The organism is Achromobacter sp. K91 (genome assembly GCF_003576205.1).
GTDB classification, from domain to species: Bacteria; Pseudomonadota; Gammaproteobacteria; order Burkholderiales; family Burkholderiaceae_B; genus Achromobacter; species Achromobacter aegrifaciens.
In genome coordinates, this window is the sequence record NZ_QWFB01000026.1 from 214977 (window position 1) to 227728 (window position 12752).

A 12752-nucleotide genomic window follows, 5' to 3' on the forward strand; every position below is an offset into this window, starting at 1 on the left:
GCACACGGGGATTATGCCATCGGCGGTTTTCAAACTGGTTCCGGTTTGCGCATCTCTCACTTAAGGAAATTCAATGTCGCATTCATCGACGGCCGGGGCCATGCCCGCGGCCCAGGGGCCCGTGCGCTCTGTCTTCGCGCAAGTGCTGCCGCTCGCGCTGGCGGTATTCGTCGGGTTCTTCATGATTGGCCTGCCCATGCCAGTGCTGCCTCTGTATGTGGACGGCACGCTGGCGCTGGGCGCGCTGGTGGTCGGGGTGGTGGCCGGCCTGCAGTTCGCCGCCGCCCTGTTGTCGCGCGCCTATGCGGGCTCGCTTGCCGACCGCCGCGGCGCCAAGCGCGCGGTGGTGGGCGGTTTTGTGCTGGGCTCCATCGCGGGCCTGTTCTATCTGCTGGCCGATGACCTGTCGGCGCGGCCGCAGGCGGCGCTGGCCGCGCTCTTGGCCGGACGCGCGCTGATGGGCTGCGCCGAAAGCCTGATCGTCACCGGCGCCCTGAGTTGGGGCGTGGGCCGCGTGGGGCCGCAGAACGCGGGCCGCGTGATGGCCTGGGTCGGCGTGGCGATCTACGCCGCCTATGCGCTGGGCGCGCCCGCCGGCATGCGGCTCTACGGCGTCACGGGCTTTGCGGGCATCGCCTGGGCCACGGCGCTGATTCCCCTGGCGGCCCTGGCGCTGGTGCTGCCTTTGCGCGGGGTGCGTGCGGCAGGCGGCGTGCGTACGCCTTTCTACAGAGTGCTGGGTCTGGTGCTACTGCCCGGCGCAGGCCTGGCGCTGGCCAGCGTCGGCTTCGGCGTGATCACTGCGTTCGTCAGCCTGCTGTTTTCGCAGCGTGGTTGGGATGGCGCAGCGTGGATGTTCACTGCATTCGGCGTGGGCTTCATCCTGGCGCGGGTGTTCTTTGCCGGCCTGCCGGACAAGCTGGGCGGCGCGCGCGTGGCGCTGGTGTGCGTGCTGATTGAAGCGGCGGGGCAGTGGCTGATCTGGACCGGAACCACGCCGGCATGGGCCTATGCCGGCGCGCTGCTGACGGGCGCGGGCTATTCGCTGGCATTCCCCGCTTTTGGCGTGGAAGCCGTGCGCCGCGTGCCGGCGGCCAGCCGGGGCGCTGCCATGGGGGCGTATGTGGCCTTCCTGGACGTGGCTTTGGGACTGAGCAGTCCGGCGGCGGGCTGGCTGGCCGGCGAGCAAGGCTATGGCGCGGTGTATGCGATGGGCGGCGCGTGCGCGCTGGCGGCGATGGTCGTCGCCATGGCGCTCAGGACGCGTAGGTAAAAAAGGCGGCCGCCAGTTCCGGCGCCGCCTGCTCAAGATCAGACCGTCGCGGCCATCTCCAGCACTTCGTCGTCGATCGCCTCGGCCTGGCCGTCCTTCAGCTGTTGCAGATGGTCGGCCAGTTCCGCGATGGTCAGCGCCACCAGTCCGTGCTGCGCGGCATAGCGCTCAAGCGCGGCGCCGCGCATCATCGTGCCGTCGGCATTCATCAGTTCGCACAGTACGCCGGCCGGGCGCAGGCCGGCCAGCACGGCCAGGTCCACCGAGCCTTCGGTGTGGCCGCGGCGGGTCAGCACGCCGCCCGGCTGGGCGCGCAGGGGGAACACATGGCCCGGGCTGACGATGTCATCGCTTTGCGCCGACGGCGAAATGGCGGCGCGGATGGTGGTGACGCGGTCCACGGCCGACACGCCGGTGCTGACTCCTTCGCGCGCTTCGATGGAAACGGTGAAGGCGGTGGCAAAGCGGCTCTGGTTGCGCTGGACCATGGGGGGCAATTCAAGCCGGTCCAGGGTTTCGCCGGGCAGGCACAGGCAGACGATGCCGCTGCCGTCGCGAATCAGCTGCGCCATCACGGGTACGGTCAGCTTGTCGGCGGCCACGATCAGGTCGGCTTCGTTCTCGCGGTCGAAATCGTCCATGAGAATGACGGGACGGCCCAGGCGCAGATGATGCAGGGCGCGCTGCAAGCGGGCGGCAAAAGGCTGCGAAGCCAGGCTGGGGATGGGGGACTGCGGGGTAAGGGTAACGTTGGACATTTGAAACGCTCTCGCAAGTTGAAAGGGGCGAAAAACGTTTCAGGGCTACTCGACAGCCGAACGCAATACGGCAGTCCGGGCGCGGGTGCGCCCGGTGCTACCGTTGTGCCGGCACATCTTCTCTCATCCGGACTATGACCGTCGGCCCTGGCATCTCACCAGATCTGCTGACCCCGGTGTCCGTGAAGGACGCCGGGCGCTCGCGGGCTCGCCATATTGCATGGCATACCGCCGGTGGGGAATTACACCCCGCCCTGAAGACGTACTGCATGTCGTGTTAACGACCTTGGGGATTGTACGCCTGTCCGGGGCTGGGGCCGGAATACGCTTGCTGCGCCTGGGGTCTTCGGCGGGGCGGGGTCGGACCCCGCTGATGCTCAGGCGCCGGCTTCGACGGCCTCGGGCTCGTCGGCTTTCTTTTTCTTCTTGGCCGGCAGCGCCAGCATGGTGCCGCGGCACGGCGGCGTGCCGCAGAGGCAGCGGTAGCCTTCCTTCAGTTTCTTGGTGATGCGGCCGTCCAGCACCAGGCCGTAGTCATACGACAGCTCGGTGCCGCGCGGAATGTCCTGCAGCGCGACGATGTAGACGCGCTTGCCGTGCTTGCCTTCCTGGGCTTCGCAGTTGGGCTGGCAGGAATGGTTGATCCAGCGCGCATCGTTGCCCTGGTCGCCGCCGTCGATCACGCGGCCGGAGCTCAGCGCGAAGAAGAAAGTGTGGAAGGGATCGTCCGGATTGGTCGGATGACGGCGGTCGGCTTCCTTGGCGCTGATGCGCTCGCCGCCGTACTCAATGATGCGCGTGCCCGCGGGAATCTTGCGCGCGGCGAAGACGCCGTTGCCGTGCAGCTTGGAGCGGCGGACGGCATACCAGGGCTTGATCGGGGTGTCTTCGTTGGTCATTGCTCGATGGAAGTGGCGGTGAGACGAAACAGAATTATATCGGCGCGTTTTTGACAGCTTGATGGGCGTATAGTGTGCGCCGCCTTGTTCCTCCGGTTAGCACCATGATTGTCCGTCCGCGTCCTTCCGCGCTGGCTTTGTTCTTTGTCTTGCGCGGGTCCATCATCCCGCGGATCCTCAGCCGCATCCTCGTCATCACGGCGCTGTCCTGCTTCGTGGTGTGGATGTACCACCAGGCATGGTTCTCGCCCGCCCATCTGTCGGCGGTGCCGTTCTCGCTGTTCGGCCTGGCCCTGTCCGTGTTCATGGGCTTTCGCAACAACGTCTGCTACGACCGCTGGTGGGAAGCGCGCAAGCAATGGGGCGAACTGATCGTGCAGGCGCGCAGCCTGGCGCGCGAAAGCGCGGTGCTGCTGGCGGCCAGCACCGCCAACCCGGTGCAGGAACGCATCGTGCGCCGTTGCATCGGCTTCGGCTACGCGCTGGCGGCGCGGCTGCGTCAGGAAGACATGGCTTCTGCCGCGCGCCCCTGGGTGCAGCAGGACGAGGCCGAGACCCTCAACGGCTGCCGCAACGTGCCCGACGCCCTGCTCATGGCCATCAACCGCGACCTGGCGGCCTGTCTGCGGCGCGGGGAGCTGAGCGACATCCTGTACCAGGCCCTGACCCAGCGCGTGGCCGCCTGCGCCGCCATCCAGGCGGCTTGCGAGCGCATCAAGTTCACGCCCTCGCCCTTCGCCTATTCGCTGCTGCTGCATCGCACGGCCTGGCTGTTCTGCCTGTTGCTGCCCTTCGGCCTGGTGGGCACGCTGGAATACATGATGCCGGCGGCCGTCACCATCGTGGCCTACACCTTCTTCGGCCTGGACGCGGTGGGTGATGAACTGGAAGACCCCTTCGGCTCCGACGAGAACGACCTGCCGCTGTCGGCGCTGGCCCGGGTGATCGAGATCGACCTCCTGGAAGGCCTGGGCGTGCGGCCTCTGCCCGAGCCCGCCGTGCCGGTGGATTTCGTGCTGCGCTAGGGCGGAGCCTATTCCGCCAATCCCGTCAACGGCAGCTTGGTTTCCTTCAACCGGCGCAGCACGAAGCAGGATTTGCTGTGCCGGATGCCCGGGATGCGGTAGAGCTGTTCGCGCAGCAGCCGTTCGTAGTCGCGGGTGTCGCGCACGGCGATGCGGATGTAATAGTCGTAGTCGCCCGAGACCAGGAAGGCTTCGAGGACCTCGGGTATCTGCGCCAGCGCCCGGCCGAACTCATACAGCGTTTCCTCGCTGTGGCTCTCCAAAGTGACGTGGACGATCACTGTGTCCATGAAGCCCAGGCTGGCCGGATCGATGTCCACCGTATAGCCGCGGATGACGCCTGCGCTTTCCATGCGCTTGATGCGGTTCCAGCACGGTGTGGACGACAGGCCCACCGCCGCGCCGATGTCGTTCAGGCTGGCGCGCGCGTTGTCCTGCAGCACCTTGAGTATGGCGAGATCAAATTTGTCCAGGTTCATTTTCTTTGATTCCTTAAAATCAAAGATAAATTTACTCCGTTCAGCGGTTATCCGTGGAAAAGAAGATAAATATTCTTCCGATCTACGAATAAGATAGATAGCATGAACGATCGCCTGCACCCCACCGCCGCCGCCGCACTTGCCGCCACTGAACGCCCCGCTGACAACGGGGCGAAAATTCTGCTCGATACGCTGATCGCGTGTGGCGTGGATACCATTTTCGGGTACCCCGGCGGCGCGGTGCTGCCGCTGTACGACGCCCTGTACGCCGAGCCGCGCCTGCGCCACGTGCTGGTACGCCACGAACAGGCCGCCGTGCATGCTGCCGAAGGCTATGCCCGCAGCACTGGCCGCACCGGCGTGGTCTTCGTCACTTCCGGTCCGGGCATGGCCAACACCACGTCCGGCCTGCTGGATGCCATGTGCGATTCGATCCCGGTGCTCTGTATCAGCGGCCAGGTTGCCACGGCCGCCATCGGCACGGACGCCTTCCAGGAGTGCGACGCCATCGGCATCTCTCGCTCCGTGACCAAATGGAATACGCAGGTCCGTTCGGTGGACGACGTGGCAGCGGTGACGGCCCGCGCTTTTGAGCTGACCCGCCAGGGCCGCCCCGGCCCGGTGCTGCTGGACTTCCCCAAGGACGTGCAGCTGGCCGTGCCTCGCGACGCGGACGATGATGCCGTGCCCTCGCAACAGAAGCTGGCCGCGCTGCGCGCACGCCGCCAGGCGGGCAAGCTGGCGCCCAAGCTGCCGCAGTCGGCCGTGCGCCGCGCCGCCGCCTTGATCGCGCAGGCCAAGCGCCCCATCTTCTACGGCGGCGGCGGGCTGGTGAACGCCGGCCCCGAGGCCTGCGAGGCCTTTACCGACCTGGTGCGCCACACCGGCGCGCCCTGCACCCTGACCCTCATGGGCCTGGGCGCATTCCCCGCGTCCGACGCGCAGTTCGTCGGCATGCTGGGCATGCACGGCACGGTCGAGGCCAACCTGGCCATGCATAACGCCGACCTGGTGGTCTGCATCGGCGCCCGCTTCGACGACCGCATCACAGGCAAGCTGTCGGAGTTCTGCCCGCATGCGCGCAAGATCCACATCGATATCGATCCGGCGTCCATCAACAAGGTGGTGCGCGTGGACGTGGCGCTGGTGGGCGATTGCCTGCCGCTGGTGCGCGCGCTGCGCGCCGAACTCGGCGAGGAACCCATGGACGCGGCGCGGCTGGCGCCCTGGTACAAGCGTATCGACGCCTGGCGCGCCCAGGACTGCCTGGGCTATACCCCGGCGGCCGACGCGATCCTGCCGCAGCATCTGATGGCGCGCCTGAACGACGCGCTGTCCGACCGCGATGCCATCGTTTCCACCGACGTGGGCCAGCACCAGATGTGGGCCGCGCAATACCTGCGCTTCGACAAGCCCAACCGCTGGCTGACCTCCGGCGGCGCCGGCACCATGGGCTATGGCGTGCCCGCCGCCATCGGCGCGCAGGTCGCCCATCCGGACAAGACCGTGGTCTGCGTCAGCGGTGACGCGTCGGTGCTGATGAACATCCAGGAACTGTCCACCGCCATGCAGCACCAGACGCCCGTCAAGGTCGTGTTGTGCAACAACGGCTACATGGGCATGGTGCGGCAATGGCAGGAGCTGATCCACGGCGGGCGCTACAGCCACAGCTACAACGCCTCGCTGCCCGACTTCGTGGCGTTGGCCCGCGCCTTCGGCTGGGGCGCGGCCCGCGTGGACGATCCGGCAAAGCTGGATGCCGCGCTCGCCGAATGCCTGGCGCATGACGGCCCCTACTTCCTGGACGTGGCGGTCGCGGCGCAGGAGAACTGCTTCCCGATGATGCCTGCGGGGCACGGGCATCAGAAGATGATGCTGGCCGAAGGCGTCTGGTATCAGGACGAGACGACCTGATCGCCGCAGGGCGGCATGCGCAGCCCTGCGCCCTGCTTCAAAACTGGATCGACAAACCGCCGTCCACCACCAGCACGTGCCCGTTGACATATGACGCCGCGGGCGACGCCAGGAATACGGCGGCGCCCGCGATTTCCTCCGGTTCGCCCCAGCGTCCCATGGGATTGCGCGTGGCGATGCGCGGGCCCACATCGGGGTCCGCCACCATGGCGGCATTGGTCTCGGTGGCGAAGGTGCCGGGCGCGATGGCGTTGCTGGTGATGCCGTGGCCGCCGAACTCTGCCGCCAGCGCGCGCACCATGCCCGTCAACCCCTGCTTGGCCGCGGGATAGACCGCATCGCCCGAGCGCGCCAGCTCGCCCACCACCGAGGTGATGGCGATTAGGCGGCCGCTGCCCTGGCGCACCATGCGCTCGGCGGCAAACTTGGCCAGCAGCATGCCGGCGACCATGTCGGTGTCGATGAGTTCGCGGATCTCGGCGGGACTGGTGTCGCGCAGCGTCTTGCGGTTGCGCGCGCCGACGTTGTTCACCAGGATGTCCAGGCGGCGGTGGTCGCGGTCTATGTCCAGGAAAGCGCGTTCCATGGCGGCGTCGTCGCTGATGTCAAAAGGCAGCGCATGCGCATCCAGGCCGGCGGCGGTCAATTCAGCCGCCGCGGCTGCGACGGCTTCTGCGTTGCGGCCGTTGATCAGTACGCGCGCGCCGCAGCCGGCCAATGCGCGCGCGATACAGAAGCCCAGCCCGCGGGCGGAGCCGGTCACCAGGGCGACTTGTCCCGTCAGGTCGAAGTTGCGCAGATACGGCAGCGTGTTCATGTCAGTCGTCCAAAGTGCTCTATCTCAATTAGGGCCGCGCGGATCCGGCTCCGCCGGCCCGCAGCGGCGCCCCCTGGGGGGAAGCGCGCAGCGCTGCGGGGGGGATTTATCTATTCTCGGAATTCCGGCGCCCAGTGCAGCAGCCGGCGTTCCAGCCAGGTCACACAATAAACCAGCGCGATGCCGACGATGGACAGCAGCGTAACCGCCGCGAACATGTCGGTGGCGTTCAGCGTCGCCAGCGCGGTGATCATCAGATAGCCCATGCCCGTGGTGGATCCGACGAACTCCGCCAGCACCACGCCGATCAGCGCAAAGCTGATGGCATTCGGCAAGGCCGCGAAGGTCCACGCGGCCGCGGTCGGGATGCGCACGCGCCACAGGATCTGGCGCGGCGAGCCGCCCAGCGTGCGGCAGAAATCCACCAGTTCGCGTTCTACTGCGCGTCCGCCCTTGTAGGTGTTGAAGAACACCAGGAAGAACACCACGAACCATGACGTCACCACCTTGGACGCAAGGCCCAGGCCGAAGAACATGGTGATGAGCGGCACGAAGGCGATGCGCGGCATCGAGTTGAAGGCAACGATGAAGGGATTGAACACGTCGGCCAGGAAGCGGCTGCGGCTGAGCGTCATGCCCACCACGAAGCCGCTGCCCACGCCCACCAGCAGTCCCACCATGGTGGCCTGCAAGGTCAGCCACAGGTGCGGCCAGACCGAACGCGGGCCGGGCTGCAGCCATTCCCACAGGCGCACGGCCACGCGCGAGGGCTGGCTGATGAAGAAGGGATCGAACAGTGTGTTCTGGGCGAACCAGGGGATGCGCGTGAGTATCTCCCAGGAGCCCAGGATGACGGCAAGTATCAGCACCTGCCACAGGGTGATGCGCAGCCGGCGCGCGATGCTGGCGCGGCGGTCCAGCCGCAGCTGGTCCTGCAGGGAATCGGCGGAGTAAGTGGTGGTCATGACGCGTAGGGATTCAGGCGGCGGCGCGGAACTGCTGTCCCAGCACACTCCAGAGGCTTTGCACATGGGTCACGAACTGTGGTGTTTCGCGCAGCGTGAAGACATCGCGCGGATGCGGGATCTCGATGCGCTCGTCCAGCAGCACGCGGCTGGGCGGGCCGGACAGCACCACCACGCGATCGGACAGCAGGATAGCTTCGTCGAGGTCGTGCGTGACCATGACGATGGTCTGGCCCAGCTTGCGCCAGATCTCGATCAATTCGCGATGCAGGTGGGTCTTGGTGTGCGTGTCCAGCGCGCCGAAGGGCTCGTCCAGCAGCAGGATGCGCGGTTCGACCGCCAGGCTCATCAAGAGCGCCACGCGCCGCCGCATGCCGCCCGACAACTGGTGCGGAAAGGCGTCGGCGAACTGGCTCAGGTGGCCCATTTCCAGTAGTTCCGCCACGCGGCGCTCGATCTTGTCGGCGGCCACGCCCTGGAACTTCAGGCCCAGCGCCACGTTCTTCCTCACGCTGAACCAGGGCAGCAGCGTGTCCTTCTGGAAGATGTAGCCCAGGGCCGGCGGCACCTGCCCGTCCACGATCCGCCCGTCCACGTGGATCGTGCCGGTGGTCGGGCGCAGGAAACCCGCGATCATGTTCAGCAAGGTGCTCTTGCCGCAGCCGGACGGCCCGACGATGGAGACGAACTCGCCTTCCGGGATCGTCAGGCTGACCTCGCCCACCGCGTGTGTGGTGGCCTGGCGCGTCTGGTAGGCCTTGCCCACCTTGTCCAGCGTGATCATCAGAGGCCCCGGGCGCGGCGCACGAAGCTCATGTTCACGCAACGGTCGTAGGGCACGGTCTTGATCTCGTCATTGGAGAACTGGCGGCCGTCGCCCATGATGGCCGTCATGCGGTCATAGGCGTCCTGGGTGATGATGTTGTCCTTCAGGAACACCGTTTCCTTGTAGACGCCCAGCGTCTTCTCGATGGCGGCGCGCGGAAAGGCGTTCAGGTAATCGTCGTAGATCGCGTCAGTGACGGCGGCGGCGCTGTTGGCGCTGATGAAGTCCTGCGCGCGGACCAGGGCGGTCACGAAGGCCTGCACCACTTCCGGGCGCTTCTGGATGGTGTCCTGCAGGGTCAGGGCCGCGATGCCAGGCACGTCGCCGCCCATGAATTCGTTCCACGAACTCTCGGTGGTGGCGTCGAAGATGGGCACGCCCCAGCCTTCCTGTTGCGCCTGTTCCATCATGGACATGGTGGCCATGCTGGCGGACACGGAGCCGGTCTTGAGCGCGCCCAGCATGGTGGCCAGGTCGCCCAGCGGGCGGATGTCAACCTTGTCGGCCACGCCGGCCTTCTGCATCAGGTACAGCGCCATCAGCCAGGTGCTGGACTGCGGCTGGGTCGCGCCCACGCGCTTGCCGGCCAGGTCCTTCAGCGATTTGATCTTGCCGCTTTCAAAGTCCTCGCGGCGCACGATGACGTTGGCGTAGGTGAGCTTGCGGTCAAAGCCGAACACCAGCGTGGCGGGCTTGCCGGCCAAGGTGAGCGCGGGGGCGGCCGTGGCGGCGGTGGCGCCGAACGCGATCTGGCCCGCGGCCAGCAGCTGGTTGGTGCGCGGGCCGCTTTGCGAATTCAGGTATTCGACTTCCAGCCCGCCTTCGCCGAAGTAGCCCTTTTTCAGCGCCACATAACCCGCGGCAAAGAACGGGTCGATGCTGCCCTGGCCGTAGACGACGCGGCCCAGCTTGGGCTGGGCGAACGCGACGCGGCCATTGACCAGGCTGATGCTGGCCAACGCGCCTGCGGCGGCCAGCACGCGGCGGCGGGTGGTGAAGTCGGGGCTGTTGCTCATGTCGTCCTCGGAATAGGTCTGGTTGCAGCGGTTTGGCGTAGACAATACCCCAGCAACTGGCGTCCAACAATGGAAAACGCCCGGTTGCCCGGGCGTCGTGCGCGATGGTCGGGAGGCGGCGGCGCCAGGCGCCGCGCCCGTTTTACGCGGCGGTTTTTTTCGGCGCAGCCTTCTTCACCGCTTTCTTGGCGGCCGTTTTCGTGGCCGTCTTGGTGGCGGTCTTCTTTACCGCGGCCTTCTTGGCCGGCGCTTTCTTTGCGGCGGTCTTGGTCGCGGTCTTGGCGGCCGTCTTGGCCGGTGCGCGGCCGGGCTTTTCAGGACGCGGCTCGAACTCGAAGCCGATCTTGCCGTCCGGCTGGCGGACGAGGAAGGCCTTGAACTTGCGGTTGGTGCGGCTGGAGACGAAGCCGTCGAGCAGGTCGGTGCGGCCATTGGTCAGCAGCTTTTCCATCTGCTCGCGCGAGATCTCCTGCTGCAGGATGACCTTGCCCGAACGGAAATCGCAGCTCTTTTCGGGGCCGACGGATTTCTCGCAGACGTAGCTCATGCCGTGCTCGAACACGCGCGACTGGCACTTGGGGCAGGAGCCCACCGGTGTGTGGCCGGAGAAGTCCACGGCCTCGGAGTCGTCCTCGTCGTTCTGGCCGAAGTCGAATTCCAGCTTGTACTCGTCGCTGATGCGCAGGATGGCGGCGAACGGTCGGCCCATCTTGCTGATGAAGCCTTGCAGCGGACCGATTTCGCGCTTGGCCAGCAGCTCTTCCACTTCGGGCAGTTCGAAGGTGCGGCCGCCCGGATGCTTGCCGATGGAAAAGTCGCAGGCGGTGCAGGCAAAGCGGCGATAGTTTTCCTTCACCACGGCGCCGCACTTGGGGCACGGCGTCTGCAGCGTGGCGTAGTCGCCCGGCACCGTGTCGCGCTCGTATTCCTTGGCGCGCTTGACGATGACTTGCGTCATCTGCGCGATCTCGCGCATGAAGGCCTCGCGGCCCAGTCCGCCCTGCTCGATCTGCTTGAGCTTGTGCTCCCATTCGCCGGTGAGTTCCGGCGAGGTCAGTTCGGTCACGTCCAGGCCGGACAAGAGCGTCATCAGCTGGCGCGCCTTGGCGGTGGGCACCAGGTCGCGGCCTTCGCGGCGCAGGTAGCTTTCGTTGAGCAGGCCTTCGATGATGGCGGCGCGCGTGGCCGGCGTGCCCAGGCCGCGCTCGGACATCGCTTCGCGCAGTTCCTCGTCGTCCACCAGCTTGCCCGCGCCTTCCATGGCCGACAGCAGCGTGCCTTCGTTAAAGCGCGCCGGCGGTTTGGTGGTCAGGCCGACGGCTTCCACGTCCTCGGTGCGCACGGTCTCGCCGTCCGCCACGGGCACCAGGTTGGCGTCTTCGCCTTGGGCTTCCTTGCCGTAGACGGCCAGCCATCCCGGGCTGACCAGCACCTTGCCGTCGGTGCGGAAGCGATGCCCCTGCACTTCGGTCATGCGGGTGGTGACGCGGTATTCCGCGGCGGGGAAGAACACCGCCAGGAAGCGCTTGAGCACCAGGTCGTACAGCTTGGCCTCGGCTTCGCTCAGGTCGTGCGGGATCTGCAGCGTGGGGATGATGGCAAAGTGATCCGACACCTTCTTGTTGTCGAAGATGCGGCGGTTGGGCTTGACCCAGTTCTCGCTGACCACCGTGCCGGCGTGGCGGGCCAGGCCGCCCACCGCGTTGGAGCCGCCCTGCGCCAATGCGCGCATCGTCTCCTTGACGGTGTTGATGTAGTCCTCGGGCAGGTAGCGCGAGTCGGTACGCGGGTAGGTCAGCGCCTTGTGGCGTTCGTACAGGGTCTGCGCCAGCGCCAGCGTGGTCTTGGCCGAAAAGCCGAAACGGCCGTTGGCCTCGCGCTGCAGCGAAGTCAGGTCATACAGGGCCGGCGACATCTGGGTCGACGGCTTGGACTCTTCCGTGACGCTGCCGGGCTGTTCGCGGCAGGCGGCCACCACGCTCTGGGCGGCGGCCTGCGACCACAGGCGCGATTCGCGCTTTTCGGGGTCGCGGTCGTCTTTCTTGAATTCCGGGTCGATCCAGCGGCCTTCGTACAGGCCGGCGGCCGCCACGAAGGTGGCGCGCACCTCCCAGTAGTCGCGCGGCACGAAGCGGCGGATACGCTCCTCGCGTTCGGCCACGATGGCCAGCGTGGGCGTCTGCACCCGGCCGACCGGGGTCTTGAAGAAGCCGCCGTCCTTGCTGTTGAAGGCGGTCATGGCGCGGGTGCCGTTGATGCCCACCAGCCAGTCGGCTTCGGCGCGCGAGCGGGCGGCCGCTTCCAGCGGCTTGAGCTGGACGTCGTCGCGCAGGTTGGCGAAGGCTTCGCGGATGGCGGCCTGGGTCATCGACTGCAGCCAGAGGCGCTGGATCGGCTTCTTCACGCCCGCGTACTGAATGATGTAGCGGAAGATCAGTTCGCCTTCGCGCCCGGCGTCACAGGCGTTGATGATGGCATCGACGTCCTTGCGCTTGGCCAGGCGGACCAGCAGCTTGAGCCGTTCGGCCGATTTCTTGTCGGTGGGGCCCAGTTCGAATTCGGGCGGAATCACGGGCAGGTGCGTAAAGCTCCACTTTCCCTTGACCGGATCGTTGGGCGCGACCAAGCTGAGCAAGTGGCCGATGCTCGACGCGAGTACGTAACGTTCGCTTTCAAAATAGTCGCCCTCGCGCGCAAAGCCTCCCAAGGCGCGTGATATATCGAGGGCTACCGAGGGCTTCTCGGCAATAATCAGCGTTTTATTCATGTGTATCCAGTGG

At 66.6% G+C, this 12752-nt stretch carries 11 protein-coding genes and 1 riboswitch; of the genes, 3 read left to right on the forward strand and 8 right to left on the reverse strand.

Going from position 1 to position 12752, the window contains the following annotated elements; genetic code table 11:
• The first annotated feature begins 73 nt into the window (after positions 1-73).
• Positions 74-1273: an arabinose transporter gene (locus DXK93_RS08200; protein WP_119449793.1), complete on the forward strand. Its 1200-nt coding sequence runs from the start codon at positions 74-76 to the stop codon at positions 1271-1273.
• Between the two features lie 38 nt (positions 1274-1311).
• Here DXK93_RS08200 and ribB read toward each other — a convergent pair whose 3' ends face one another.
• Together ribB and DXK93_RS08210 are read right to left on the reverse strand one after the other, a co-directional pair.
• Positions 1312-2031 (reverse strand): 3,4-dihydroxy-2-butanone-4-phosphate synthase, encoded by a 720-nt coding sequence (gene ribB / locus DXK93_RS08205; protein ID WP_013390820.1) that lies wholly within the window; start codon positions 2029-2031, stop codon positions 1312-1314.
• 111 nt (positions 2032-2142) lie between these two features.
• Positions 2143-2297, reverse strand: a riboswitch (FMN riboswitch).
• 111 nt (positions 2298-2408) lie between these two features.
• Complete coding sequence (locus DXK93_RS08210; RefSeq protein WP_054455721.1) at positions 2409-2930, reverse strand: SET domain-containing protein; 522 nt, start codon at positions 2928-2930, stop codon at positions 2409-2411.
• A gap of 104 nt (positions 2931-3034) precedes the next feature.
• Between DXK93_RS08210 and DXK93_RS08215 the strand changes: the two genes are divergently transcribed.
• Entirely contained in the window at positions 3035-3955 is a 921-nt protein-coding gene (locus DXK93_RS08215) for a bestrophin family protein (protein ID WP_054455719.1), read from the forward strand.
• Between the two features lie 8 nt (positions 3956-3963).
• On the opposite strand, the gene DXK93_RS08220 is transcribed toward DXK93_RS08215, so the two are convergent.
• Entirely contained in the window at positions 3964-4434 is a 471-nt protein-coding gene (locus DXK93_RS08220) for an Lrp/AsnC family transcriptional regulator (protein ID WP_013390823.1), read from the reverse strand.
• A 93-nt stretch (positions 4435-4527) separates the two neighbouring features.
• Here DXK93_RS08220 and ilvB point away from each other — a divergent pair, with 93 nt between their 5' ends.
• Positions 4528-6348: a biosynthetic-type acetolactate synthase large subunit gene (ilvB, locus tag DXK93_RS08225; protein WP_119449794.1), complete on the forward strand. Its 1821-nt coding sequence runs from the start codon at positions 4528-4530 to the stop codon at positions 6346-6348.
• A gap of 37 nt (positions 6349-6385) precedes the next feature.
• On the opposite strand, the gene DXK93_RS08230 is transcribed toward ilvB, so the two are convergent.
• From DXK93_RS08230 to DXK93_RS08250, 5 genes are all read right to left on the reverse strand, one after another.
• Positions 6386-7165 carry an SDR family oxidoreductase gene (locus tag DXK93_RS08230; RefSeq protein ID WP_119449795.1) on the reverse strand — a complete coding sequence of 260 codons (780 nt, stop codon included), beginning with the start codon at positions 7163-7165 and terminating at the stop codon, positions 6386-6388.
• 110 nt (positions 7166-7275) lie between these two features.
• Positions 7276-8130: an ABC transporter permease gene (locus DXK93_RS08235; protein WP_054455713.1), complete on the reverse strand. Its 855-nt coding sequence runs from the start codon at positions 8128-8130 to the stop codon at positions 7276-7278.
• A gap of 13 nt (positions 8131-8143) precedes the next feature.
• Positions 8144-8914, reverse strand: a complete 771-nt coding sequence (locus DXK93_RS08240; protein ID WP_054455711.1) for an ABC transporter ATP-binding protein — start codon at positions 8912-8914, stop codon at positions 8144-8146.
• Positions 8914-9972 (reverse strand): ABC transporter substrate-binding protein, encoded by a 1059-nt coding sequence (locus DXK93_RS08245; protein WP_119449796.1) that lies wholly within the window; start codon positions 9970-9972, stop codon positions 8914-8916. The genes DXK93_RS08240 and DXK93_RS08245 overlap by 1 nt, the downstream gene beginning before the upstream one ends.
• Positions 9973-10114: 142 nt before the next feature.
• Entirely contained in the window at positions 10115-12739 is a 2625-nt protein-coding gene (locus DXK93_RS08250; protein ID WP_119449797.1) for a DNA topoisomerase III, read from the reverse strand.
• Positions 12740-12752 lie beyond the last annotated feature (13 nt).